A 25299-nucleotide genomic window follows, 5' to 3' on the forward strand; every position below is an offset into this window, starting at 1 on the left:
GCAGCCGAGCCGGGACCGCCGGAAAGGGCAGCCGGTGCCGGGACCGCCGGGACAGGGCAGCCGGGACCTCTGGTCTCAGGCCGCCGCCGCGGCGGCCGGGACCATCAGCCCCCAGGCGTCCGCCCGCACCGTCCACGTCCGCCGCCGGACCGGGCCGTGCAGCTGTATGTCGGCGCGGTAGCGGAAATCGGGGCCGGAGACCGTGACCGCCTCGGCCTCCGCCGTCACGGTCTCGCCGCTCGACGTGCGCACCACCACCTCCGCCAGGCCGCCGCCGCTCCGCGAGGTCACGGTCACGCCCTCCACGGGCCGGTCCAGGTCGTGGAGGAGGACCCCGTCCGCCTCCACGCGGAGGCGGTAGCCGGACGCGCCGGGGGAGCTCGCCGCCGGGGCGGGGCGGACGAGGGTGCGGACCAGCGAGAGACAGGTGTCCCAGACGGCCGTGACCCCGCTGTGGGGCCCCGGTCCAGGGCCGTCCGCTGTCTGGCCGGGGGCGGGCGGGGGTGCCGGGACGTCCACGCCGCCCAGGACCACGCCGTCGCTGTCGTCGACGAGCAGGTCGAGACGGTGCACCGCCCCGTCCAGCGCCGTCCGTGCCGCCGCCACCGCGCCGTGCGGCACGCCCAGGGCGTGGGCGAGGCGGAGGGCGGGCGGGGCGCCGACGGGGACGAGCGCCAGGGCGCTGTCGGCCAGCTCCCGGTCGCGGTGCAGCTGGGCCACCGCCCGGAGCAGAGCGTGGTCGTCGCCGATGACCACCGGCCGCCTGCTGCCCCGCCGGGACAGGGCGCGGGCGAACTCCTCCGGGGTGTCCGGAAGGGAGATCTTGGCGTGCGCTCCGGCGTTCAGCACGTCCTTCGCGATACGGACGGACTCGCCGTCGGTCCGGCGGGCAACCGGGTCGATGACCACCAGCAGCTGGTGGCCGTCGTCGCCGGGGGGCTCTGCAGCCGACACCTCGGTCCTTCCTCGGGTAGCATCTTGGTGCAAGAGCCCCTTGCGCTATTGCGCCAGGGGCTTCGTCTATTCCGGGGCACCCGGTTCGACGGCTCAGGCTTTGTCGTACATCGTCGTATGGCAAGTACGACCTTTACGTACGCCCCTGACCTTGGACATGCCCCGCCCGGAAGGGGTGTACGCCTGTGCCCGCACTTGTGCTGCTCGGTGCTCAGTGGGGTGACGAGGGCAAGGGGAAGGCCACCGATCTCCTCGGTGGATCCGTCGACTATGTGGTGCGATACCAGGGCGGCAACAACGCCGGTCACACGGTTGTCGTAGGCGACCAGAAGTACGCACTGCATCTCCTCCCCTCCGGAATCCTGTCACCGGGTTGTACCCCGGTGATCGGTAACGGTGTCGTGGTCGACCCGGCGGTGCTGCTCTCCGAGCTGAGCGGACTGAACGAGCGGGGCGTCGACACGTCCAAGCTCCTGATCAGCGGCAACGCTCATTTGATCACCCCGTACAACGTGACGCTCGACAAGGTGACGGAACGCTTCCTCGGCAAGCGGAAGATCGGCACGACCGGCCGTGGAATCGGCCCGACGTACGCCGACAAGATCAACCGTGTCGGTATTCGCGTCCAGGACCTCTACGACGAGTCGATCCTCGTCCAGAAGGTCGAGGCGGCCCTGGAGCAGAAGAACCAGCTTCTGGCCAAGGTCTTCAACCGCCGCGCGATCGAGGCGGAGGGCATCGTCGAGGAGATGCTCCAGTACGCGGAGCAGATCAAGCCGTACGTCGCCGACACCACGCTGATCCTCAACAACGCCATCGACGACGGCAAGGTCGTCCTGTTCGAGGGCGGCCAGGGCACCCTGCTCGACGTCGACCACGGCACGTACCCCTTCGTCACCTCGTCGAACCCGACCGCGGGCGGCGCCTGCACCGGCGCCGGCGTCGGCCCGACGAAGATCACGCGGGTCATCGGCATCCTCAAGGCCTACACCACGCGCGTCGGCTCCGGCCCGTTCCCGACGGAGCTGCTGGACGCGGACGGCGAGGCGCTGCGCCGTATCGGTGGCGAGCGCGGTGTCACCACCGGCCGCGACCGTCGCTGCGGCTGGTTCGACGCGGTCATCGCGCGGTACGCGACCCGGGTCAACGGCCTGACCGACTTCTTCCTCACCAAGCTCGACGTGCTCACCGGCTGGGAGCAGATCCCGGTCTGCGTGGCGTACGAGATCGACGGCAAGCGCGTCGAGGAGCTGCCCTACAGCCAGACCGACTTCCACCACGCGAAGCCGATCTACGAGATGCTGCCGGGCTGGTCCGAGGACATCACCAAGGCGAAGACCTTCTCCGACCTGCCGAAGAACGCGCAGGCCTACGTGAAGGCGCTGGAGGAGATGTCGGGCGCGCCGATCTCCGCGATCGGTGTCGGCCCCGGCCGCACCGAGACGATCGAGATCAACTCGTTCCTGTAAGGAGCCCGCGGGGGCCTGTCGGGGCTCCCGAAGGACCCCGCTTACGACGACGGCCGCGGGCCGGGACACGTTCTGTGTCCCGGCCCGCGGCCGTTCCGTTCGCGGGGGCCCGTCCGCGGTGGCTCCGTTCCGTTCGTTTCCGGGTCCCGCCGTCCTGGTGGTGGCCGTGTCTGCCGTGTCTGCCATGACTGCCGTGTCGGCCGTGGCCGCTGTGTCTGCCCTGGTGACGGCGGTGCCGGGAAGGGGCGTCGTCAGGAGCGGGGGCGGTCGCCGCACAGGGGGTACGCCTGCGGGGCCGAGCAGGGCACGTGGCCGTGGGTGCGCAGGACCTGCTGGTCGTGGCTGTTCACGTAGTCGAGGAAGCGGGCCGCGAGCGAGTCGGGGGCCGGATCCCGGTACGTGTACGCGTACTCGACCACCCAGTACGGGTAACCGTTCGAAGTGATCCTCTCGGGGGACGGTTCCTTGGCGTCGATGGTGACGCGGTGCAGCCCCTTCGGGGCGGCCGTACCCGTGCGCAGCTCGCTGTAGCCGATCGCCCCGTCCACGGCGCCGACGGTGCGCAGCACCTCGTCGGTGCTGCCCAGTTCGCACCGGGTGACCAGCGCCTTCGGGTCGTCGCGGGTGAGGCAGTCGCGGGAGGACGTGGGGATGGGCTCGTTGCCGCCCAGCACCCGGCGCTGGAGCGCCACCCTGGTACCCGAGTTCGCGTCCCGGCTGACGAGCCGGATCTCCAGGTCCGGGTTGCCGGGGAAGTGGTTCCAGTTGCGGATCTCCCCCCGGTAGATCCGCCGTACGTCGTCGAGCGACAGATCCCTCACCCGCACCTTGTCGTTGACGACGAGGGAGAACAGCACGACGGCGACCCGGCTGTTCTCGTGCAGGTCCGGGTAGCCGCCCGGCTTCGGGCCGTCGGCGAAGACGACCGTGGCGGGGGAGGCACCGCGCTCGTCGAGCAGCCTGACTCCGGCGTCACTGCCGTGCATGTCCACGTCGATCGAGGAGCCCTCGCAGGCCTCCGTGTACAGCTTCGCCAGCCGGCTCACCGCCGGCTGGAACGCGGTGGAGCCCGCCACCCTCAGGGAGCCCCGGGCGCATTCCACCGGCGGCGGGGTGCGGTCGAGCGCCAGGATGATCGAGGAGAGGGTCACGACCCCGATGGTCAGCGCCACGGTGATGGACCGGGCGGCCCTGCTGAACACCGGCGGCTTCTCGTCGGGACGGGCCGCGCTGTTGACCCGTACGTCTCCGTCCCGGATACCTCCGACGACCCTGATCGGACTGCCCACCTCGCCGCCGGTGAGCAGCACGAGGAGCTTGAAGTGCTGGTGGCGGTTGAGGGGCACCCGGGGCAGCCGTATCAGACCGCCCTCCTGCCGCATTCCCGCGGCGGGGGTGAAGTGCTCCATCAGATGCCCGGTCTCGACGGGCTGCGTGACCGCTATCCCGCGCACCGTACGGTCGGTGAACTCCACGGTGAGGCCGTGCCGTTCGATGCCGGTGTAGTCGTCGCGGGAGATGGACTGCGAACCGTCGTTCTCGATGCGCAGCAGGACGAGGGTGGCGTCCGACATGTCGGGTGTCTCGTCGAACAACCCCAGCCGGACGTTGACGCCGCTGCCGATCGGGGTGTCCATCTGGACGCGGTATCCGATGCGCCGCTGGGCCGGGATGCGGCGCTCGTACCAGAGCACCCCCACGGAGACCAGCACGCCGACCGCGGCGGTCGCGACGGCCACGACGTTCTCGGCGCTCAACCATTCCACGGCTGTCTCGCACCCCTTCGTGCGTACCGAACCGGGCGCGCGCGGCGCGTCCTTGGGCGGCCACCGTACGAGTGGGAGGGCGGGGGCGGAGCGGGGGAAGGCGTCTTGTCCGCGGGTGTTCGCCTCTCGTTCAGCTCGCCTCTCGTTCAGGTCGCCTCTCGGTCGGCCGGCCTCTCGCTCCGCGCGGGGGCCGGGAGTTCGGGTGGGGCGGGTGGGTGTCAGAAGGCCCGGTAGTACTCGGCGGGTTCGCCGTCCGCGCTCATCCCGTAGACGAGCAGACGTTCCCGTCCTTCGAAGGTGTCGATCCGCAGGTACTGCGAGCCGTTGGAGAAGCAGTCGGGATCGGCGCGGTCCGCCGCCGAGAGCATGTCCGGCCCGGCGATCAGCAGTTCGCCCGCTCCTCCGACGACGGCGCTGCTCGCGCAGTCGACGGGGGCGACGTTCGGCAGTCCGGTGTCGGGGTCCAGCTTCGGGGTTCTCGACACGTACCGGATGAGCGGGGCGCCCACCGGACCCTGGGTGACGGTGACGGCGTACCGGTACAGGTGCCTTTCCCCGCGGCCGAGGTGGGGCATGGGCGCGCGCTTCCAGGTCCCGAGGAAGGCGGCCGGGACGGCACGGGTACCGCTCGCGGCCCGCCGGAAGAGGGAGTGGACCGCCCCGGAGGTCCACTCCATGATGTCGGGCGAGCGCACCGCGAGCGTCTGGTGGGCGGCCGGAGTGCAGCGGTCGGCGGGGATGCCGGTGGTCACGTCGCTCGCGCCGAAGACGATGTGGTCCTCGTCGGCGTCGACGAGGACGGACCGGCCCATGCAGAGGCGCCCGCCGAAGACCTGTACCCAGGTGGCGGTCTTGTGACCCCGGGTGCCCTGCCCGATCTCGATCCGGCCCGTCGCGTACGGGGCGTCGTCGGCGCCCTTGAGCACGCCTTCCCAGGCCCCGAGGTAGACCTCGGGGACGTCGCCGGGGCCGTTGGGCCCCCAGGGGCGGGAGCCGTAGCTTCCGTCGTCGCCGGTGCTAACGCCGGTGCCCACATCGGTGCCCAAGTCGGTGCTCTGCGCGGGGTTCCCGAAGAGGCCGAGACCGACGAGCCGGCTGAATCCGCTGAGCCCGCCCGCGGTGTAGTGCTGGAGGGCCAGACCGGCGCCGAAGAGCCCGGTGGCCGCCGCGCAGGCGGCGACCAGTGCCGTGCGCCCCAGGGGACGTCCTCCCGCGTGGGTGCGGGGGGCCCTTCGGAGGCCCGCCGGGGATGTGGCCGTGGACGACGAGGCGGGTGACGAGGAGGGCGACGAAGCGGACGTCGTCGGAGGTGTTCTCGAGGGTGAGCTCACGGGTGTGTTCGTGGATGCACGCGTGGGTGTGGCCGAGCGTGAATCCCGGGGGGTCGTCGGAGGTGCTTCCGGGGATGGTGTCGGGCCGCCGCTGGGGGCGTGCGACGGGTGTGCGCGGGGTGCGCGGTCCGGTGACCGGTGCTGGAGGTCGGCACGTACGGGGGCGGCGTGATCCGGCGTGGCGGGTTCGGGGCCGGGGCGGTCCGGGGTCGGGTGGCCCGGGGTGAGGTGGGCCGGGGCGGAATCGTCCGGGTCGGGGTGGTCCGGGGCGGGGCGGGCCGGGTCGGGGTGGTCCGGGGCGGGTGTCTCCGCGTCCAGCAGCCGGGCCGACTGGGAGCCGAGCAGGGCCAGGAGTTCGGGCGGCAGCCATGCTTCGGGCCGCTTGGACGACCGGGGCCCCGACTTCGCCAGATCGGCGGCGGTGGGGCGACGGTGGGGGTCGCGGTGCAGGCAGGACCGCACCAGGGGCCCGAGCTCGGCGGGCAGCGCGGTCAGGTCCGGCTCGTTGTTCGCGATCCGGAACATGATGGCGTGGACCCCGCTGTCGGAGGCCCCGAAGGGCTGCACCCCGGTCGCCGCGTACGCGAGGACCGCGCCGACGCAGAAGATGTCCGAGGCGGCGGTGACTTTCTCGCCCCGTACCTGCTCGGGCGACATGAACCCCGGCGAGCCGATCACCGCGCCGGTGCTGGTCAGGCCGCCGTCCGTGACCGTCTCGACGGCGCGGGCGATGCCGAAGTCGATGATGCGGGGGCCGTCCACGGTGAGCAGGATGTTGGACGGCTTCAGGTCGCGGTGGACGAGTCCCGCCGCATGGATGTGGGTCAGCGCCCGCCCGAGGCCGGCGGCCAGGAAACGCACGGAGAGCACCGGCAACGGCCTTACCTCCGCGACGGGTTCGGGCCTGCCGCGCTCGGCGGCTTCCCATCGCCCCTCCGCCCAGGTGCGTTGGGCCCGCCGCGGGCGCCGGTCACCCACGACGGTACGGAGCGAGGGGCCCGGCACGTACGCGATGGCCACCCACGGAAGGGCGGCTTCCGTGTCCGCCGCGATGACCGGGGCGGTGCCCGCGCCACCGACGCGCTCCAGCGCGGCGACCTCCCGGGCGAACCGGATCCGGAACTCGTCCACCACCGCGAACTGGGCGTGCACGACCTTCACCGCGACGGTCCGCCCGCCCTCCGAGCGGGCGAGATAGACGCGGCCCATGCCTCCCGTGCCGAGGCGTCCGAGGAGCCGGAACGGGCCTACCCGAGGAGGATCTTGAGGAGTCAGCGGGTCCACGCCGGGATACTCGCATATCGGTCGCCCGGGTGGCGCGGTCCCGCGCTTCGGCTGCCTCATCCGGAGTGGTCCCGGAGCGTGCCGCGCACGAGGAGATCCTGCCGCGCACCCGGGTGCTCCGGTCGCTCGCCCCTTCGAACTGAGTTGCGGTGCGAGGGGGTCGAGGTGGGGTGAGGTCGCCCGGATTCTTTTCCGGGGCGCTGGCCCGTCCGTCGAAGGGAACTGCCCAACACCTGCGTGTTTAGCCCCTGTTGAGGGGCGCTGCGTGACGTCCGCCGACGTGGACGGTCCGTGGGGCGAGGGTCTGCGGGCGGCGAACGAAGCTTGGTCCAGACCTTGACAGGTCCAGACCACTCTCGCTTGAGTGTCCGCACCCCCACAAGCCGGCGCGCCCCCGGACCGGCCAGAAGTCCGGACGCAGCGTCGCACCGAAGGAGTGATCACGTGTTCCGACGCGTCATGGGCCTTCTCGCCGCGGCAGCGGCCGTAGCGGCCACGGTCGTCGTTCTTCCCGCCGGTACGGCCTCCGCCGCGACCTGCGCCGCCGCCTGGAACTCCTCGTCCGTCTACTGGGGCGGCGACTCCGCTTCCCGCAACGGGCACAACTGGACCGCCAAGTGGTGGACCCAGAACGAGGTTCCCGGCACCACCGACGTCTGGGCCGACGCCGGCACCTGTGGCAGCGGCACCACCGACCCCGGCACGCCGAGCACCTCCGGCTTCGTCGTCAGCGAGTCGCAGTTCAACCAGATGTTCCCGAGCCGGAACTCCTTCTACACGTACTCCGGGCTGACCGCCGCCCTGAGCGCGTACCCCGGCTTCGCCACCACCGGCAGCGACACCGTCAAGCGCCAGGAGGCGGCTGCCTTCCTCGCCAACGTCAGCCACGAGACGGGCGGGCTGGTGTACGTGGTCGAGCAGAACACGGCCAACTACTCGCACTACTGCGACACCTCGCAGTCCTACGGCTGCCCGGCCGGCCAGTCCGCGTACTACGGCCGCGGCCCGATCCAGCTGAGCTGGAACTTCAACTACAAGGCCGCCGGTGACGCCCTCGGCATCAACCTGCTGTCCAACCCCAACCTCGTCCAGACGGACGCGGCCGTGGCCTGGAAGACCGCTCTCTGGTACTGGAACACCCAGAGCGGCCCCGGCACGATGACCCCGCACAACGCCATGGTCAACGGTGCCGGGTTCGGTGAGACGATCCGCTCGATCAACGGCTCCATCGAGTGCAACGGCGGCAACCCCGCCCAGGTCCAGAGCCGCGTCAACTCGTACCAGTCGTTCACCTCGATCCTGGGCGTCGCCCCGGGCTCGAACCTGAGCTGCTGATCCCCTTCCCGCTTCGGGGCAGCTCCATGAACTGCCTCCGCGCCACCGTCTCCACCTCCTCCTCCGCTTGACCGGGCGGGGGGTGCGACCGGCCCCCGGCCGAGCCGCACCCCCCGCCTCGGCGTTCCACAGGGGGCGTTGGCAAGATCCGTGTGCATGACATCCGAGACATCCGACAGCGGCAGCCTGCCCACCCCCACCACGACCGCCGAGCGGATCGCCCTCGTCGACCACGTGCTCGGCCTGCCGTTCCCGCAGGGCGACGAGGCTGAGGACAGCGGGGTACGGAGCAGCGGCCCCGGCCACCATCTGCTCATCCTGCGGGCGAGCGAGGACTTCTGGGACGGGCGGGAGGAAGAGGCGGTGGAACCGGCCGAGGAGGAGATCGAGGCCGAGTTCAGTGCCGTGGCCACGGCACTCACCGAACGCTGGGGCGAGCCCGGGACGATCGACCTGTGGCCCTGGCTGGCCGGTGACGACGAGCCGGAGATGGCCTCCGCTGCCCCCGAACCCCTGGGGCAGCTCTGCAATCTGGCCGGCAGCATGCAGGTCTGGCACATCCCCGGCACCACCCGCTGGCTCGGCCTCACGGTGGGCCAGGCCGACCCGGAGTTCCCGATCTGGCTGCTTGCCGCAGTCGGTGAGAACGAGGTGCTGGAGTCCCGGGGCCCGGAGTCCCGAGACCTGTAGTCCGGGGACCCGGAGTCCGGAGACCCGTAGTCCGGGGACCTGGAGCCCCGAGACCTGTGGTCCGGGGACCCGGAGCCCGGGGTGCTGGGTGAGGAGGAGACCCGGGACGGCGAGGGCGCCGGCCTCTGGGTCCGCGTACGGGACGCCTCCGCGGTGGAACACCAACCCGTACCGGGTTCCCGCCCGTTGACGGATGCCGGAAGGGTGGTGACCGGGCTCAGGGGTGGTACCGGCCGAACCGCCACAGCACGTGCACGACGCGGAGCACCGCGAGCAGCCCTCCGATCGAGGCTCCTGTGATGAGGAGAGCCTTGTCGGTAGTGCGGGAGAGGTCCCAGACGACTGCGGGCCCTGCGATCGCGCCGAAGACGAGGGCGCCGAGGAAGCACGCGCTGAGCAGCGCGTAGCCGATCTCCACGGTGATCTCGTCCCGGTCTTCCTGAGTCCTTCGCCCCGTTGCCATGGCCAGAGCGTGGCAGCGGGCGTGGTCCAGGTCCAGTGGGTGGGGTCGGGCGTGAGGCCTGAGCCGGGGCCGGGGCGCGGGTGTGGGCGGGTCGGGGCGGCGGCTCCAGGGTGGGGGAACGGTTCGGTGGAGGGTGCATTCCGGGAGGGCGGGTGCGCTTGCCCCGTAAATTCCCGAAGAAACAGAGGAGTTTGTGTGTGTGGGGCGAAGTTGTAGGGGCAGCAGAAGTTCTGGAGGTTGATAATCATGGTTCCCCTGCTTCTCGTTCTTCTTCTGGCCGTCATTCTTTTCGGTGCTGGATTCGCGCTCAAGGCGCTGTGGATCGTCGCAGCGATCGTCCTTGTTCTCTGGCTGATCGGTTTCGTGGCCCGCCCGAAGGGTGGCAGCCACCGCTGGTACCGGTGGTAGTCAGCGCGAACCTTCCGTGTGAGCAACGCGCTGTAGCAAGAGGGTCCGCTCCCGATGGGCGGGCCCTTTTCGCGTTCCCGGGTTTCTTTCGGAGTGGCGCGTCGGGTCTTTTGCGATACCCGTCAAGGGAATTGGGGTGCATGGGGTGGACGATGCCGGGCAGGCGAAGGTCAGGACGGAAAACGCACCTGCGGCGAAATTACCGTCCGATTGAGCCTGACATCCCATCCGGCAACGAGAGAGGAAGCCTGGAGATGAGCGAGAACATCTGGGGCTACCAGCCCACGGCCGGCCACACCGCCGGCACCGACCTGATCGGCTACAAGGTCGAAGCGACCGACGGCAGTATCGGCAAGGTCGACAAGCACTCCGACGAGGTCGGCTCCTCCTATCTGGTGGTCGACACCGGAGTCTGGATCTTCGGTAGGCACGTCCTGCTTCCGGCGGGCACGGTGCGCCGGGTCGATCCGGACGAGAAGAGGGTCTACGTGGACCTGGACAAGGAGCAGATCAAGAGTGCTCCGGAGTTCGACAAGGACTCGCACCTGGGGAACACCGAGTTCTTCGAGACCACGGGTGAGCACTACGGACGCCACCGTCGCATCTGACGCCGACGTGCGTCAGGACGGGTCCCGGGCTCGCGGCGCTTCACCCTCCACGGGATGGCGCCCCGAGGAGAAGTCATCACGGAGTCGAGACCGCAGCACGGCACTGTGGCGCTGGTGAGCGCTGCTGGACGCGGCGCGCGGTTGAACGAATCCGGCGGGTCGGGCCAGGCAGAGTCTTTCTGCCAGGCCCGGCCCGCTTTCCGCGCGCCCGGACTTCTCCATGAACCGTGGCGGTGACGTGTTCCAGCGAATCCAGCCGTGGGAGCAGCGGCGAACATCCGTGTTTCGGGGAGAGATTCAGGCGGGTGGATCGCGTGTTCGGAGCGATGGCGATCCATGTGCTGAGCGAGCCGAGCAGGGCGCGGATGACGGCCCAGGCGATTGCCCGCCGGATTGCCGCCGAATGGTGCGCTGGTGTGTGTGAAACCTTCATCGGGGTGCCTTTCCTCCGTGCCCGCTCCCTGAGAAGAGGAGCCGACATCCTTGGTCCGTCACTCCTGTACAGAGCACCGCCGGGTCGGAAAGGTTGATGTTCCCCAGGCCCACATCGCACGAACGAGTGATGCGTACCGGCGACGGCGACGGTGACGGTGGCGGTGGCGCTTGTCGGCTGGAGGAGGGGCAGGAATGGGATGATTCGGTGTGAACCCCACGCACCCGCACGTCAACTCCCCTGTGCGCGGTCATGGAACCGCGCATGTCCCACCCCCTACGCTCGCCGACATGACCGCTGAAGCCCTTCGTGGCCCCCGAGACCCGTTCGTCGACCAGGCCGCCGGTGCGGCCGTGAAGGCAGCCGACCGGGCGCACGTCTTCCACTCCTGGTCCGCGCAGGGCCTCCTCGATCCGCTCGCCGTGGCGGGGGCGGAGGGCTCGTACTTCTGGGACTACGAAGGCAACCGGTACCTCGACTTCACGAGCGGTCTCGTCTTCACCAACATCGGCTATCAGCATCCGGTCGTCGTGGCCGCGATCCAGGAGCAGGCGGGCAAACTCGCCACCTTCGCGCCCGCGTTCGCGATCGAGGCCCGGTCCGAAGCGGCGCGGCTGATCGCCTCCCACACCCCGGGCGCCCTGGACAAGATCTTCTTCACCAACGGCGGGGCCGAGGCGGTGGAGAACGCCGTGCGACTGGCGCGGGTGCACACCGGCCGTACGAAGGTGCTCTCGGCGTACCGCTCGTACCACGGGGCCACCTCCGCCGCGATCAACCTCACGGGTGACCCGAGGCGTTGGGCGTCCGACACCGGGTCGGCGGGGGTGGTGCGGTTCTGGGCGCCGTTCCTGTACCGCTCGCCGTTCCACGCGACGTCCGGGGCGGAGGAGTGTGCCCGCGCCCTTCAGCACCTGGAGGACACCATCGCCTTCGAGGGGCCCGGCACGATCGCGGCGATCGTGCTGGAGACCGTCCCCGGCACGGCGGGCATCATGATCCCGCCGCCCGGCTACCTCCCGGGCGTGCGCGAGATCTGCGACCGGTACGGCATCGTCTTCGTGCTGGACGAGGTGATGGCCGGCTTCGGGCGTACCGGTAAGTGGTTCGCGGCCGATCACGACGGCGTGGTGCCCGACCTGATGACCTTCGCGAAGGGGGTCAACTCCGGTTACGTGCCGCTCGGCGGCGTCGCGATCAACGCCGAGATCGCGGCCACCTTCGAGACCCGCCCCTACCCCGGCGGACTCACCTACTCCGGGCATCCGCTGGCCTGCGCCGCCGCCGTCGCCACGATCCGGGTGATGGAGGAGGAGAAGGTCGTCGAGAGGGCCGCGCGCCTCGGCGAGACGGTGCTGGGACCGGGACTCCGCGAGTTGGCCGAGCGCCACCCCTCGGTCGGCGAGGTGCGGGGCGTGGGCGCGTTCTGGGCGCTGGAACTGGTACGGAACGGGGAGACACGCGAGCCGCTCGTCCCGTACAACGCGACGGGGGAGGCCGCGGCGCCGATGGCCGCCTTCGGGGCGGCGGCGAAGAAGCGGGGGCTGTGGCCCTTCATCAACATGAACCGCACCCATGTCGTGCCGCCCTGCACCGTCAGCGACGCCGAGGCGCGGGAAGGTCTCGCGGCACTCGACGAAGCCCTCACGGTCGCGGACGGCTACACGGTCTGAGCGGGCGCGGCCACGGTCCGAGCGGGCTCGGCGGACATGGGCACGGTCCGGGCGGGCGCGACGGGCGCGGGCACGGACCGCGCCGGTGCCGCCTGAAGCGGCGCCCCGCGGAGCCGTTTGCGGCGCGGCGAGAGAAATGACCGTTATCCGTGTCCCGAGCCGGAAGATCTCCCGTCGAAGGTGACGGACCCTCACATCTGTCCCCGCGCACCCCTCCCCGGCGGCCCTGCCCGGATCCGGGCAGAGCGGCCCTGCCTTAAGGTGTCCCGAACAGAAAAATGGGGAGGGAACGGGATGAGCCCGCACGGAGGTGTGACCCGCAACACGCTGCGCCGCCAGATCTCCGGTGCGCTGCGTGACGAAGTGCTCGCGGGGCGTCTTCCGTCGGGCAAGGAGTTCACGGTCAAGCAGATCGCCGAGCAGTACGGGGTCTCCGCGACGCCCGTCCGCGAGGCCCTCTTCGACCTCGCCTCGCAGGGCCTTCTCGTCTCCGACGAGCATCGCGGGTTCCAGGTCCGAGCGTTCTCCGCCGAGGACTACCGCTCCATCGTGCAGGCGCGTTCCGTCATCGTGGAGGGCGTCTTCAGCGGCTGCCACCCCATCACGGTCCGGGGCGAGGCGATGGTGTCCGTGCGACGCCGTGCCTCCGAGGCCGCCCGCGCCGCGAAGGGCGGCGACCTTGACGTACTGATCGGCTACGACCTGCGGTTCTGGCGCGAGCTGAGCGCGTTCCTCGGCAACCCGAACATCAGCGACTTCCTCGCGACCCTCCGCGTGCAGGGCTGGGTCTTCCTGGTGCACCGGCTCCGTACGAGCGCCGAACGGAACCGGCTGCTCTGGCTCGACCACGAGGCACTCGCCGACGCGGTCACCTCCGGGGACCGGACACGCGTGCTGGCGATGCTGCGCGGCTACTACGCCCGGGAGCAGGAGTGGGCGGAACGGCTCCTGGCGATGGAACGGATCGCGACGGACGGATACTGAGGCGTCCCGCCCGCCCAGGGACCTGGTGCGCCTCGGGCGGCCGTGAGGCGTCCCGCCCGCCCGGTGGGGCCTCGTGCGGCCGTGAGACCTTGTGCGGTCCGTGGACCTCGTGCGGTCCGTGAGGCGTCGTGCGGTCCCTGAGGCGACGTGCCCCCGTCGTGTCCGGATTCGTCCTGGTCCCGTGACCGCAGAGACCCTGTGCGTGGCCCACCCGCCGCATTACGCTGTCCCGACGAGCGCCCAACCCGTGTGAGAGCGAGACTTCGTGGCCTGTGACCTGTGGCTCGTCCCCCTCGTCGATGTGCTGTGCCACAGCCCCGACAACCCGTTCGCCGAAGAGATCGCCGTCTTCGACAACGCGCTGGGGGAGGCCGGTCTGCCGCCCGTCCCCGTTTACGCGTACATGCCGGGCCTCACGGGGGACGTGGCCCCGGTCGCGGGGTTCGACTACGAGGCGCTGCACTACCTGCGCCGTGCCTATCTGCTCCAGCTCAGCGGGCTGGCGGTCACGCCCGTCGACGGCCTCGGTGGGGACTACGAACAGCTCCTGGAGATGTTCGAGCAGAGCGCGCAGCAGTCTCACCTGGTCTGGCACTTCGACCACGCGGGGGCGTACGTCCCGGTGGACTTCCCCGTTCCGCTCTCCAACGACGCGCTGCTGGAGGGCGGGGGGCCGCTCGGGTCCTCGCACGGCCTGCTGCGCGAACTGGAGTTCGTCGCTCCGGCCATCGGCATCGACCCGGCGAACCCGCCGGCCGCGCCCGCGCCGCCCACCCGGCCCACCGAGCTGGAGGAGCCGGCCGACCCGATCGCGTACGACGCGAGCCCGTTCGCCCGGGAGCGGCACGTCTGGCTGGGCCTGCACGCGGCGGCGACCCGCAGCCTCGCGCAGGGCTCGATGATCATCTTCAGCTGACCGCTGCTGACCGCTGCTGACCGCGCGCCCCGCAGGAGCGCGGGGACACGCGGAAAGGACACGCGGGGGAGCGCGCGGCGGCACCTCACCGGGGCGGCTCCGGCGGTCGTTGCCGGGGCATGTTCGGCCGGGTCACCGAGGGCATCGAGAAGCGGCCCGGGGGCCCGGTCTGCTCGCCCCGGCCGATCCCGGTGCCCGTCACCAGGGACTGCGTCCCCATCGGGGCGGGTCCGGCGCGGAACTCCACCATCCAGTCCGCCGTCTCGGACCGTACGAGCTCCGTGATGTCCTCGGAGAAGCGCCGCAGCACCCCGAGGCAGCGCTCGGCCGCCTCGCTCGCGGTGCCCTCCGTCGGGCCGAGCACTTCGCGTACGGACTCCGAGGCCCAGTCGAACTGGAGCATCTGGAGCCTGCGCTGCACGGCCTGCGCGGTGGCCAGATCCCTTATCCAGCCGGAGGTCAGGCCGAAGTACCGGTCGCAGGCCATGCAGGCCGCCCCGAGCAGCAACGAGAAGTAGCCGTACCCCGCCGAGCCGTCCAGCGCGCCCGTCAGGTCGAGCAGCGGCAGCGTCGCTCCCGCGACGACCCCGACCGAGGTGCCGACGCGCAGTCCGCGCGCGCCGCGCCGCTTCCAGGTGCGGTCCTTCAGGTACCAGGCCGCGGTCTCCAGCGCGCCCGTCTCGACCCACCGGTACAGCTCGTCCAGGCGCTCGGCCGGCTCGCCCCAGTCGCCGAGCGGGAACGGTCGCGCGACGAGATCGCGTCCCCGTCCCGCCGGGCCGCCCGGTTCCGGGGCGGAATGCGTGACTCCGGTGCTGTCACCGGATGACCCCGCGGCGGATTCCTTGCGGGGCGGCCCCTCGGGCGGCATCTCCGGCTGGCTCACCGGGGCACTCCTCTGCACTCTGCGTGGAACTACGGAGGGTCTGTCTCGGGTATCTCCACGGACTCTCACCGACTCCGCCGTCTGGCTCGCTGCGCCAGCTTCGCCCGCGGGCCGTGCTGACTCTGCGTGACCGGCGGTGCGATCGTGTGTGGCGGTACGCATGCCCTTCCTACCGCCGAATGGTGGGCCGTGGGAGCGAAATCGCTGCATTACAGCGTGCTGTCGGCCTCTGGTCAGGTATAGGGCGTTTTCCTGGGGTCGAGAATCTCACTCGAAAGAGTTGCTTCCGATGGGTGGAGCGGGGCACCCGGCGAGCACGTAGGCTCGTTTTAGCCAAACATCCGCCCTCGAAAAGCCCAGGAGTGACCATGATTCCCGGTGGTGGTCAGCCCAATATGCAGCAGCTGCTGCAGCAGGCCCAGAAGATGCAGCAGGACCTCGCGGCGGCCCAGGAGGAGCTGGCGCGGACCGAGGTGGAGGGGCAGTCGGGCGGCGGTCTGGTCAAGGCCACCGTGAACGGCTCCGGCGAACTGCGCGCCCTCGTGATCGACCCCAAGGCGGTGGACCCCGAGGACACCGAGACCCTGGCCGACCTCGTCGTCGCGGCGGTCCAGGCGGCCAACGAGAACGCCTCCGCGCTCCAGCAGCAGAAGCTGGGCCCGCTGGCGCAGGGCCTGGGCGGCATGCCCGGACTCCCGTTCTGAGCCGTCCCGCCGACCGGGCGGGCCGGTGCGCGGGCCGGATCGACGGACTCGGCCGGCCCGCGAAACAGAGCCGAGCCGTCCGGCACCCCTATGGGTACCCACGCGTACCCACTACGGTACGAGCAGCGATTGAAGGAAAGGCGTTCCGTTGTACGAAGGCGTTGTTCAGGACCTCATCGACGAACTGGGCAGGCTCCCGGGCGTCGGTCCCAAGAGCGCGCAGCGGATCGCCTTCCACGTGCTGCAGGCGGAGCCGACCGACGTGAGGCGCCTCGCCCATGCCCTCCTCGAGGTCAAGGACAAGGTCCGCTTCTGCTCGGTCTGCGGCAACGTCGCGCAGCAGGAGCAGTGCAACATCTGCCGCGACACGCGCCGCGACCTGACGGTCATCTGCGTGGTCGAGGAGCCGAAGGACGTCGTCGCGATCGAGCGGACCCGTGAGTTCCGGGGCCGGTACCACGTGCTCGGCGGCGCGATCAGCCCCATCGAGGGCGTCGGCCCCGACGATCTGCGCATCCGCGAGCTGCTGACCCGGCTCGCCGACGGCTCCGTCACCGAGTTGATCCTGGCGACCGACCCGAACCTGGAGGGCGAGGCCACCGCGACGTACCTGGCGCGGATGATCAAGCCCATGGGGCTCCGTGTCACCCGCCTCGCCAGTGGTCTGCCCGTGGGCGGCGACCTGGAGTACGCGGACGAAGTGACCCTGGGCCGCGCCTTCGAGGGGAGACGGCTTCTCGATGTCTGACGCGGGTACGTTGCAGAGGTTCCAGCCACCGTCCGTGCAGGTGCCCACCGGAGGTTCCCCCGATGTCTGACGCCACGCTGAACTCCGTCACGCAGGACCCGGACGACTTCGCCGTCCAGATCGCGGACCAGATCAAGACGTTCATCGTCGCGGTCACCGAGGTGTCCAAGGTCGAAGAGCCGGAGGAGGCCGTTCCGGTCCTGCTCCTCCAGGTCTCCCAGCTGCTGCTCGCGGGCGGCCGGCTCGGCGCGTACGAGGACATCCTCCCGGACGAGCGGTACGAGCCCGACCTCGGCGCGGAGCCGGACGCGGACGGCCTGCGGGAGCGGTTCGCGGCCCTGCTGGAGCCCATCGACGTCTACTCCGAGGTCTTCGACCCGTACGAGCCCCGCAAGGCGCCCGTGCCGCACCGGATCTCCGACGACCTGGCCGACCTCGTCACCGACCTCGGCCACGGTCTCGCCCACTACGAGGCGGACCGCGCGGCCGAGGCGCTGTGGTGGTGGCAGTTCTCGTACTTCTCCAACTGGGGCTCGACTGCCTCCGCGACCCTGCGGGCCCTGCAGTCGCTGATCGCGCACATCCGCCTCAACCAGCCGCTGGCGGAGCTGGACGGGCTCGACACCGACCAGGACCCGGGCGACGACGACCTCGCCGAGGCCGCGGGCCTGGTGATGGTCCAGGAGATCGCGGGGCCGCTGGGGCTGCGCCCGGTGAAGCAGCAGTAAGGATCCGGGGGCGGGTCAGACCGCCGACCAGCCGTTGTCCACGGCGAGGACCACGCCGTTGATGTTGCTCGCCGCGTCCGAGGCGAGGAAGACGATCGCCGCGGCCTGCTCCTCGGCGGAGGCCGGCTTCCCGACGTTGCCCATGTAGGAGCCGAGGACGGCCGGGCCGAGCGCGTCACGGTCGGCGTTCACCTGGATGTTGGTGACGGTGCCGCCGGGGGCGATGGCGTTGGTGCGGACGCCCTGGGCGCGGTACATGACGGCGGTCGACTTGGTGAGGCCCGCGATGCCGTGCTTCGACGCGGTGTACGCGGCGCCCGCCGCCGAGCCGCGCAGGCTCGCCTCCGACGCGGTGTTCACGATCGCGCCCTTCCCGGCCGCCAGCATGTGTGGCAGCGCGGCCCGTGTCAGCAGGAACGGCGCGGTGAGGTTGACGCGTATGACCCGCTCCCACTCGGTGTCCGTGACGTCCGCCGCCGCCGACATGGAGTCCATGATTCCGGCGTTGTTGACCAGCACGTCCAGGCCGCCGAAGGTCTCCACCGCGGTACGCACGACCTCGTCCACCACGGCCTGCTCGCTCAGGTCGCCCACCACCGCGACGGCGGTGCCGCCGCCCGCCGTGATGTCGGCGACGGTCTGCTCGGCCCGCGCCCGGTCCAGGTCGGCGACGAGGACCCGCGCGCCCCGGGCGGCGAACTGGAGGGCGGTGGCCCGGCCGATGCCGGAGCCCGCGCCGGTGACCACGACGCCGCGGTCCTGGAAGTCGTTGGTGCTCATGGTGGTGCTCCCTCGCTCTGGTGTTCCGTCTCGGACTGTACGGTTTTTTGGCGCACAGTGCCAGAAAGGCATTGAGTACCACAAAGGCTGGACCGTGCCAGAAAGGCTCCCCGCGTCATAGTGCTGAGATCGTTAGGGTGGGGCCATGGGAGACGCTCCGACCTCTGCCGCGCCGTCCGTCCGCGCCGGCCGCCCGCCGCTGACCGAGCGCCGCAAGGCGGCCACCCGGCTGGAGATCGCGGAGGTCGCGGTGCGGCTCTTCGCCCGGAAGGGCGTCGCCGCCACCTCCGCCGACGAGATCGCCGCGGAGGCGGGCGTCTCGACCCGCACGCTCTGGCGGTACTTCCCGACCAAGGAGGCGTGCGTGCAGCCGCTGCTCGCGGTCGGCGTCGACTCGCTCGCCGAGGCACTCCGCGCGAGCTCCGGCGAGGAACCGCTGATCGACGCGCTGGAGGCCATGCGGCCCGACACCATGCGGCCCACCGCCGGTTCGGAGGACGTGCTCAGCCTGGTCCGGCTCACCCGCACCGAACCGGGGCTCCGGGCCGTGTGGTTGCAGACCCACCTGGAGGCAGAGCCGGTCCTCGCGGAAGCCCTCGCCGAGCGCACCGGGGAATCACCGGACGCCCTCGCGCCCCGAGTTGCCGCCGCCATGATCAACGTCGCGTTGCGGGTCGCCGCCGAGGAGTACGCCTGGAAGCGGGAGCGGACGGACCGCACCCTGGACGAGGTCGCGCGCGACGCCCTGCGGATCGCGGCCGAGGTCCTGCGGCAGGGGCCGGGCTCCGTGGAGGAGGCCGGGGCCGCCGGTCGGTGACGGCTCCCCGGTGAGCGCCCGCCCGGGAGGGGGCTCCTGGGCGGGGCCGGTGCCGGGTGGGCACCGGGCGGGTCCGGTTCCCCGGGCGGTTCCTGGCTTGCGGAGGCGACGCGAACCGTGTGGGCTGGACCACAGACGCGCGTGGTGGCCCGCAGGACGGGCATAGGCCCCGTACGAGCGGCTCGGGTCGACACGCCGGACCAGGTGGTGGGCGGGACATCTCACCATCTGGTAAGGACGGGGAGATTCCGGGCCGCTCGTTAAACTGAGCCGACCGCAGTAACGGAATGAGCGAGGAGCGCACGTGGGCCTGGTCGTGCAGAAGTACGGAGGCTCATCCGTAGCCGATGCCGAGGGCATCAAGCGCGTCGCCAAGCGAGTCGTCGATGCCAAGAAGAGCGGCAACCAGGTGGTTGTCGTGGTGTCCGCGATGGGCGACACGACGGACGAGCTGATCGATCTCGCCGAGCAGGTATCGCCGATGCCTGCCGGGCGTGAGTTCGACATGCTACTGACCGCCGGAGAGCGGATCTCCATGGCCCTGCTGGCCATGGCGATCAAAAACCTGGGCCACGAGGCCCAGTCGTTCACGGGCAGCCAGGCCGGTGTCATCACCGACTCCGTCCACAACAAGGCGCGCATCATCGATGTCACGCCCGGCCGCATCCGGACCTCGATCGACGAGGGCAACATCGCCATCGTCGCCGGGTTCCAGGGCGTGAGCCAGGAGGGCAAGAACATCACCACCCTCGGCCGCGGTGGTTCCGACACCACCGCCGTCGCCCTCGCAGCGGCGCTGGAAGCCGAGGTATGCGAGATCTACACCGACGTGGACGGCGTCTTCACCGCCGACCCCCGGGTCGTCAAGAAGGCCCGGAAGATCGAGTGGATCTCCTTCGAGGACATGCTGGAGCTGGCCGCGTCCGGCTCCAAGGTGCTGCTGCACCGCTGCGTCGAGTACGCACGCCGATACAACATCCCGATCCATGTCCGCTCGTCCTTCTCCGGACTGCGCGGCACCTGGGTCAGCAACGAGCCGCAAGGGGACCAGCAGGTGGAGCACGCGATCATCTCCGGAGTCGCCCATGACGTCTCCGAGGCCAAGATCACCGTCGTCGGCGTCCCCGACAAGCCGGGCGAGGCCGCCGCGATCTTCCGCACCATCGCCAACGCGGAAGTCAACATCGACATGGTGGTGCAGAACGTCTCCGCCGCCGCGACGGGGCTGACGGACATCTCCTTCACCCTGCCCAAGGCCGAGGGCCGCAAGGCCATCGACGCCCTGGAGCGGGCCAAGGGCACCATCGGTTTCGACTCGCTGCGCTACGACGACCAGATCGCCAAGATCTCGCTGGTCGGCGCGGGCATGAAGACCAACCCGGGCGTCACCGCCGGATTCTTCGAGGCGCTCTCCGACGCCGGTGTGAACATCGAGCTGATCTCGACCTCCGAGATCCGCATCTCGGTCGTCACCCGCGCCGACGACGTCAACGAGGCCGTCCGCGCCGTGCACACCGCCTTCGGCCTCGACAGCGACTCCGACGAGGCCGTCGTCTACGGAGGCACCGGCCGATGACCGCACGCCGCCCCTCGCTCGCGGTCGTCGGTGCGACCGGGGCGAGCGGCGGCGTCATGCTCCAGATCCTTTCGCAGCACGCGGACGTCTGGGGCGAGGTGAAACTGATCGCCTCCCCGCGTTCGGCCGGCCGCAAGCTGGCCGTACGCGGCGAGGAGCAGGACGTCCTCCCGATCGGTGAGGATGTCTTCGACGGCGTCGACGTCGCCGTCTTCCTGGTGCCCGACCGGGTTGCCGCACTCTGGGCGCCCGTCGCCGCCTCCCGGGGCGCCGTGGTCGTCGACGGCTCCGCCGCCTTCCGCCTCGACGAGGACGTGCCGCTGGTCGTCCCCGAGGTCAACCCGCACGCCGCCCGCACCCGCCCGCGCGGGATCGTGGCCTCGCCGGACTGCACCACGCTCTCGCTGATCGTCCCGGTCGGCGCACTGCACGCCGAGTTCGGCCTCCGCGAACTGACCGTCTCCACCTACCAGGCCGTGAGCGGCCGGGGCCGCGACGGTGTCGCCGCCCTGCGCGAGGAACTCGGCCTGGTCGCCGGCAGCCTCGCCGCGGGTACGGAGCTGGGCACCCGCCCCGGAGACGTACGCCGCGTCCTCGGCGACCGGCCCGCCGGCCCGTTTCCTGCCCCCGTCGCGCTCAACGTCGTGCCCTGGGCGGGCGGCGACGCGGGCGACGGCTGGTCCTCCGAGGAACTCGCCCTCCGCGAGGAATGCCGCAAGATCCTCGGCCTGCCGGACCTGCGCACCGCCATCACCTGCGTGTACGTCCCCGTCGTCATCACGCACTCGATGTCCGTGCACGCGCGCTTCGAGAACGAGGTCACCGTCGACCGGGCCCACGAGATCCTGGCGACCGCCCCCGGTGTCGTACTCGTCGACAGCCCCGCCGAGGGCGAATTCCCGACCCCGGCGGACGTCGTGGGCACCGACCCCACCTGGGTCGGCCGGGTCCGCCGCTCCCTCGACGACCCGCAGGCCCTGGAGATGTTCCTCTGCGGGGACAACCTGCGAAAAGGCGGGGCCCTGAATGTGGCCCAGATCGCGGAATCCCTGGCGGCCTCCGTGGGCGAGGTCTGAATCCCGGGGGCTGAATCCCGGGGCCTGAATCCCGGGGTGGGAATCCGTGAGTCGGAGTCCCGGGGGCCGAATCCCGGCGCGGGTTCGCCGCGGGCCGCGTTCTGCACCCGCCTCCCGGGCCGGCACAGGGGTCGCCTTCCGGCCCCCTGTCACTGTCCCCGGTCCTCCGCCCCGGCTCTCTTCGGGCTCTCGCCAGGCTCTCTCCAGGTCCTCTCCAGGCTCTCTTCAGGCTCTCTTCAAGGCCGCCGAATTTCGTACGCAATCGAAATGTCTCATCGAAACAGTTTTGTGGGATCTGTGAAGGTCACATGTTCAATTCGGCTTCCTTAACCCCTTGAGCTGGGGCGTTGTCATATCCGACGATGACCCTGTGGTCCTGTGCAACCGTGAGTCGGCTGTTCGGCGTCTTCGCCGTCACTTCTTGCGCGACGGGCGCACCAATAGGGCAATTGGGGAAGAGCGGGTACGTATGAGGGCGAGTCGCAGAGAGCTGAACGCGCTGCCGCACGCGTACAACCCTGACGGGGGGCAGCGTGTCCAACTTGCGTGGCAGAGGTTCTCGAAATCCCGGCGGTCGTCCCCTTGCGGGGGGTCTCCGTGCTCCCGTTCCGCAGGCCCCGCACGGTCGGCGGCATGCCGGTGATCGCCCCGCTGAGCGCCGCGAGCACGACGGGCCCCGTACGGCTCTCCTCGCAGCGCGAGGGTGCTGAAGAGGCGGTGGCGGCCGGAACGACGGTCGACCATCTGACCGAGACCTACCGCGCCCACTACCGTTCGCTGCTCGGCCTCGCCGCGCTCCTGCTGGACGACACCGCCTCCTGCGAGGACGTCGTGCAGGAGGCGTTCATCCGGGTGCACTCCGCCCGCAACCGGGTGCGCGAACCCGAGAAGACGCTCGCCTACCTCCGTCAGACGGTCGTCAACCTCTCCCGTTCCGCGCTCCGCCGCCGCATCCTCGGGCTGAAGCTCCTCTCCAAGCCCATGCCGGACATGGCCAGCGCGGAGGAGGGGGCGTACGACCAGCTGGAGCGGGACGCGCTGATCAAGGCGATGAAGGGCCTCCAGCGGCGCCAGCGGGAAGTTCTCGTCCTGCGCTACTTCGCGGACATGACCGAAGCGCAGGTCGCCGACACCCTCGGTATCTCGCTGGGTTCGGTGAAGGCGTACGGTTCGCGCGGGATCGCCGCCCTGCGCCTGGTGATGGAGGCGCAGGCATGAGCGGTCGCCCCTTCAGCAGCGAGCCGGACCGGACGGGAAGCGGAACTGTGAACGACGGGCCGAACACGAGCCATGGGCCGAAGGCGGGCCCCGGTCCCGAACGCCCGGCCGACGCGGCCGAGCCGACCGGCCGCACCCTCGGAGCCGATGAGGAGCACGGTCCTCCCGGGCGCACACCGGCCGGTCGGTACGGAGAAACGCCCGGCGGTCCGGGCGGTGGAGCCTTTGACCGGCACGAGAGGGCGCCCCGCGCGCTCGACGACCTGTCCCGCCCCCGCGAGGAGGCGTCCGCCTCCTGCGACGAGGCGTCCGGGGCGACCGCACCGACCCTGCTCTTCCCGGCACGCTCCACGACCGCGGGCTTCGGCGGACGCACCGGTGACCCGGTCCCCGGCGACGACGGCGACACCGCCGACGAACAGGCGCTGCGGAACCTGCTGCGGGGAGCCGTCCGGGACCTCGAACCCGCCGAGAACGCGCTGGCCCAACTGCACCGGGCCATACCCGTCCGGCGGGCGCGCCGCCGCCAGGCGGTCGTCGGCGCGGCTGCCGCGGCCCTGCTGATCGGTACCGCAGTGCCCGCCTTCGTGCACGTGGCGAACTCCGAGAGCGCGGCCACCGCGGCACCCGCCCCCGCCGGACACGGCACGAACTCCCAGAGCCAGCAGGGCGATGCCTCCGGGGCGGCGGTGGGAGAGAAGCCGAGCGACGGACAGCCCGCGCAGGGGACGGGCGGCGGGCACGAGGGAACGTCCGACCCCAGCGGTACGCCTTCCGCGACCGAGGGCCCGGCCGAATCCGACAGCACCCGCTCCGGAGCCGTCAGCCGGGAGGAGCTCGCCTCGATCGCCTCTCTGCCCGCCTGCGCACCCGGCCAGCTCGGCATCGTCTCGGCGTCCACCGGAACGGCCGACTCGAACGGCACGGTGTACGGAAGCTTCCGCATCGCCAACACGTCCGCCGCGAAGTGCTCGGTCAGCAGCGCCGGGACGGTGGGCTTCACCGCGTCGGGCGCCGCCGACGCGACGAAGATCGACGTCGTGCAGCACGTCGCGGGCGACCCCGCCGCCGGACTGCCCGACCCCGCGGTCGAGCCCGCCGCGGTGCTGCTGAAGCCCGAGATGTCGTACGAGGTGCAGTTCGCCTTCGTACCGACCGACACCTGTCCCACGGCCACCGCCCCCACGCCCACGCCGACCGAAGCCGCGACGCCGGGCACCGGTGCGGTCGAGGAGCAGGCGGCGAGCGTGGAGACGCAGCTCCTGACGGAGGACGCCGTCCCGGCCGAGGGGTCCATCGCCGTGACGCACACCCCGGAAGCGGGTGCGCCGACGGCCGAGACCACGATCAGCCACGCCTGCGCGGGCACCATCTACCGGACGGGCATCCTCGCGGAGTCCTGACACGTGGTGCGCAACCGTCGGGCGCCGACCGCCCGACGGGAGCGGCCGGACACGGCCCGGCGTCCGACCCCGCGCGTGGGGTCACCCGTTGCGCGGCGGCGTCCCGGACGAGGTGCCGACGGGTTCACCCGGTTCAGCGGCGGCCGGCGTTGACCGGGGTGCGGCGGCCGGGTCGGGGATCAGGCCCAGGGCGATGTCCCGGGCCGCTTCGGCCTCGCGCCGCAGCAGGCGGAACCACATGAAGAGCACGAACGCGGCGAAGACGAACCACTCCCCGGTGTAGCCCAGGTTCTGGAAGGCCTTCAGGTCGAGACCGCTGCCCTCGACCGCTGCCGCCGGGACCGCCCGCATGCCGTTGCCGGAGTCGTCCGCGCCGCCGATGCCGCTCGCGGGGAGCGTGATCCAGGCGTCGTACACGTCGTACGGGACGAGGTTCACCAGCGTCGCGGCGCTGATGATGCCGAGTTCCCCGTCGGGGAGGCCGCCCGCGTTGTTCACGCCGGTGCTGGTGGCGCTCTCCGACGCCTGGAGGTCGCCGGTCACCGTGATCTCACCGGTGGGCGCCGGGGGGACCGTGTTGTTCTCCCGCGCGTGATCCGGCTCGCCGGGCATCCAGCCGCGTACGACGGGCAGCGCCTTGCCGCCGTCCGTACGCAGCAGGTCCAGGACGTAGAAGCCGTCGCGGTCGTCCAGCTCGCGCCCCGGGACCAGGAACTGGTCGGCGAACGTCCCCGTCGCCGTGGCGGGACGCCCCGACGTGACCGTGTCCACGGGCAGCAGGGAGTCCAGCGGCTTCGCCTGGCGGGTGCCCGGGTCCGGCTGCTTCTCGGCCTGTTCGTGCGACTGCACGCGGTCCTCGAAGCGGCCGAGCTGCCAGGTGCCCATGAACACGCAGAACGGAATGGCCAGCACGACGAAGAGGTTGATCCCCCACCATCGCGGGGTCAGCAGGAACCGGTACACCCCTTTACCGTACGGTCCCCGCCCCGCCGACCGGGAGCGGGGGCGCCCATTTATCCAGCCCTTACGAGGGCGCCCCGGTCCCGGTA

At 71.1% G+C, this 25299-nt stretch carries 23 protein-coding genes; 16 read left to right on the forward strand and 7 right to left on the reverse strand.

The annotated features are described in order from the left end of the window. Positions 1-75: 75 nt before the first annotated feature. A complete protein-coding gene (locus ACFWEE_RS09210; RefSeq protein ID WP_386887805.1) occupies positions 76-954 on the reverse strand; it encodes a diacylglycerol kinase in 879 nt (292 codons plus the stop codon). 185 nt (positions 955-1139) lie between these two features. Between ACFWEE_RS09210 and ACFWEE_RS09215 the strand changes: the two genes are divergently transcribed. Then, entirely contained in the window at positions 1140-2423 is a 1284-nt protein-coding gene (locus ACFWEE_RS09215; RefSeq protein WP_386887806.1) for an adenylosuccinate synthase, read from the forward strand. A gap of 251 nt (positions 2424-2674) precedes the next feature. On the opposite strand, the gene ACFWEE_RS09220 is transcribed toward ACFWEE_RS09215, so the two are convergent. Then, the gene (locus ACFWEE_RS09220) at positions 2675-4189 is read right to left on the reverse strand and encodes a PstS family phosphate ABC transporter substrate-binding protein (protein WP_386887808.1); all 1515 of its coding nucleotides are present in this window, start codon (positions 4187-4189) and stop codon (positions 2675-2677) included. Positions 4190-4407: 218 nt separating this feature from the next. Beyond that, positions 4408-6729: a protein kinase gene (locus ACFWEE_RS09225; RefSeq protein ID WP_386887810.1), complete on the reverse strand. Its 2322-nt coding sequence runs from the start codon at positions 6727-6729 to the stop codon at positions 4408-4410. Positions 6730-7248: 519 nt separating this feature from the next. Here ACFWEE_RS09225 and ACFWEE_RS09230 point away from each other — a divergent pair. Next, a complete protein-coding gene (locus tag ACFWEE_RS09230; protein ID WP_386887811.1) occupies positions 7249-8139 on the forward strand; it encodes a glycoside hydrolase family 19 protein in 891 nt (296 codons plus the stop codon). A gap of 156 nt (positions 8140-8295) precedes the next feature. Then, complete coding sequence (locus ACFWEE_RS09235; RefSeq protein WP_386887813.1) at positions 8296-8829, forward strand: hypothetical protein; 534 nt, start codon at positions 8296-8298, stop codon at positions 8827-8829. Positions 8830-9046: 217 nt separating this feature from the next. On the opposite strand, the gene ACFWEE_RS09240 is transcribed toward ACFWEE_RS09235, so the two are convergent. Beyond that, the gene (locus tag ACFWEE_RS09240; RefSeq protein ID WP_386887815.1) at positions 9047-9292 is read right to left on the reverse strand and encodes a DUF6332 family protein; all 246 of its coding nucleotides are present in this window, start codon (positions 9290-9292) and stop codon (positions 9047-9049) included. Positions 9293-9538: 246 nt separating this feature from the next. On the opposite strand from ACFWEE_RS09240, the gene ACFWEE_RS09245 reads away from it, so the two are divergent. The 5 genes from ACFWEE_RS09245 (at position 9539) to ACFWEE_RS09265 (ending at position 14314) form a co-directional block, all read left to right on the forward strand. Continuing rightward, the gene (locus tag ACFWEE_RS09245; protein ID WP_266707077.1) at positions 9539-9700 is read left to right on the forward strand and encodes a hydrophobic protein; all 162 of its coding nucleotides are present in this window, start codon (positions 9539-9541) and stop codon (positions 9698-9700) included. 254 nt (positions 9701-9954) lie between these two features. Next, complete coding sequence (locus tag ACFWEE_RS09250) at positions 9955-10308, forward strand: PRC-barrel domain-containing protein (RefSeq protein ID WP_386887817.1); 354 nt, start codon at positions 9955-9957, stop codon at positions 10306-10308. Between the two features lie 723 nt (positions 10309-11031). After that, positions 11032-12414: an aspartate aminotransferase family protein gene (locus ACFWEE_RS09255; protein ID WP_386887819.1), complete on the forward strand. Its 1383-nt coding sequence runs from the start codon at positions 11032-11034 to the stop codon at positions 12412-12414. A 294-nt stretch (positions 12415-12708) separates the two neighbouring features. Further along, positions 12709-13398, forward strand: a complete 690-nt coding sequence (locus ACFWEE_RS09260) for a GntR family transcriptional regulator (protein WP_386887821.1) — start codon at positions 12709-12711, stop codon at positions 13396-13398. Between the two features lie 265 nt (positions 13399-13663). After that, a complete protein-coding gene (locus ACFWEE_RS09265; protein ID WP_386887823.1) occupies positions 13664-14314 on the forward strand; it encodes a hypothetical protein in 651 nt (216 codons plus the stop codon). 85 nt (positions 14315-14399) lie between these two features. Here the strand turns inward: ACFWEE_RS09265 and ACFWEE_RS09270 are convergent, their stop codons facing one another. Continuing rightward, entirely contained in the window at positions 14400-15200 is an 801-nt protein-coding gene (locus tag ACFWEE_RS09270) for an SLATT domain-containing protein (RefSeq protein WP_386887824.1), read from the reverse strand. A 368-nt stretch (positions 15201-15568) separates the two neighbouring features. Here ACFWEE_RS09270 and ACFWEE_RS09275 point away from each other — a divergent pair, with 368 nt between their 5' ends. From ACFWEE_RS09275 to ACFWEE_RS09285, 3 genes are all read left to right on the forward strand, one after another. Further along, complete coding sequence (locus ACFWEE_RS09275; RefSeq protein ID WP_386887826.1) at positions 15569-15904, forward strand: YbaB/EbfC family nucleoid-associated protein; 336 nt, start codon at positions 15569-15571, stop codon at positions 15902-15904. A 148-nt stretch (positions 15905-16052) separates the two neighbouring features. After that, positions 16053-16652: a recombination mediator RecR gene (gene recR / locus ACFWEE_RS09280; protein ID WP_327177030.1), complete on the forward strand. Its 600-nt coding sequence runs from the start codon at positions 16053-16055 to the stop codon at positions 16650-16652. Between the two features lie 62 nt (positions 16653-16714). Further along, the gene (locus ACFWEE_RS09285; RefSeq protein ID WP_386887828.1) at positions 16715-17380 is read left to right on the forward strand and encodes a DUF5063 domain-containing protein; all 666 of its coding nucleotides are present in this window, start codon (positions 16715-16717) and stop codon (positions 17378-17380) included. Between the two features lie 15 nt (positions 17381-17395). Here the strand turns inward: ACFWEE_RS09285 and ACFWEE_RS09290 are convergent, their stop codons facing one another. Further along, complete coding sequence (locus tag ACFWEE_RS09290; protein WP_386887830.1) at positions 17396-18160, reverse strand: SDR family NAD(P)-dependent oxidoreductase; 765 nt, start codon at positions 18158-18160, stop codon at positions 17396-17398. Between the two features lie 145 nt (positions 18161-18305). Here ACFWEE_RS09290 and ACFWEE_RS09295 point away from each other — a divergent pair, with 145 nt between their 5' ends. From ACFWEE_RS09295 to ACFWEE_RS09315, 5 genes are all read left to right on the forward strand, one after another. Beyond that, positions 18306-18977, forward strand: a complete 672-nt coding sequence (locus ACFWEE_RS09295; RefSeq protein ID WP_386887832.1) for a TetR/AcrR family transcriptional regulator — start codon at positions 18306-18308, stop codon at positions 18975-18977. Positions 18978-19281: 304 nt separating this feature from the next. Then, on the forward strand, positions 19282-20553 hold the full coding sequence (locus ACFWEE_RS09300; RefSeq protein ID WP_386887834.1) for an aspartate kinase: 1272 nt from the start codon (positions 19282-19284) through the stop codon (positions 20551-20553). Further along, the gene (locus ACFWEE_RS09305) at positions 20550-21629 is read left to right on the forward strand and encodes an aspartate-semialdehyde dehydrogenase (RefSeq protein WP_386887835.1); all 1080 of its coding nucleotides are present in this window, start codon (positions 20550-20552) and stop codon (positions 21627-21629) included. Before ACFWEE_RS09300 ends, ACFWEE_RS09305 begins: the two co-directional genes overlap by 4 nt. A 633-nt stretch (positions 21630-22262) precedes the next feature. After that, on the forward strand, positions 22263-22847 hold the full coding sequence (locus ACFWEE_RS09310; protein WP_386887949.1) for a SigE family RNA polymerase sigma factor: 585 nt from the start codon (positions 22263-22265) through the stop codon (positions 22845-22847). Then, on the forward strand, positions 22844-24250 hold the full coding sequence (locus ACFWEE_RS09315; RefSeq protein WP_386887837.1) for a hypothetical protein: 1407 nt from the start codon (positions 22844-22846) through the stop codon (positions 24248-24250). Before ACFWEE_RS09310 ends, ACFWEE_RS09315 begins: the two co-directional genes overlap by 4 nt. Before the next feature lie 81 nt (positions 24251-24331). Here the strand turns inward: ACFWEE_RS09315 and ACFWEE_RS09320 are convergent, their stop codons facing one another. Beyond that, on the reverse strand, positions 24332-25213 hold the full coding sequence (locus tag ACFWEE_RS09320; protein WP_386887839.1) for an SURF1 family protein: 882 nt from the start codon (positions 25211-25213) through the stop codon (positions 24332-24334). Between the last annotated feature and the right edge of the window lie 86 nt (positions 25214-25299).

It is taken from the genome of Streptomyces sp. NPDC060184, from assembly GCF_042728795.1.
Lineage (GTDB): Bacteria > Actinomycetota > Actinomycetes > Streptomycetales > Streptomycetaceae > Streptomyces.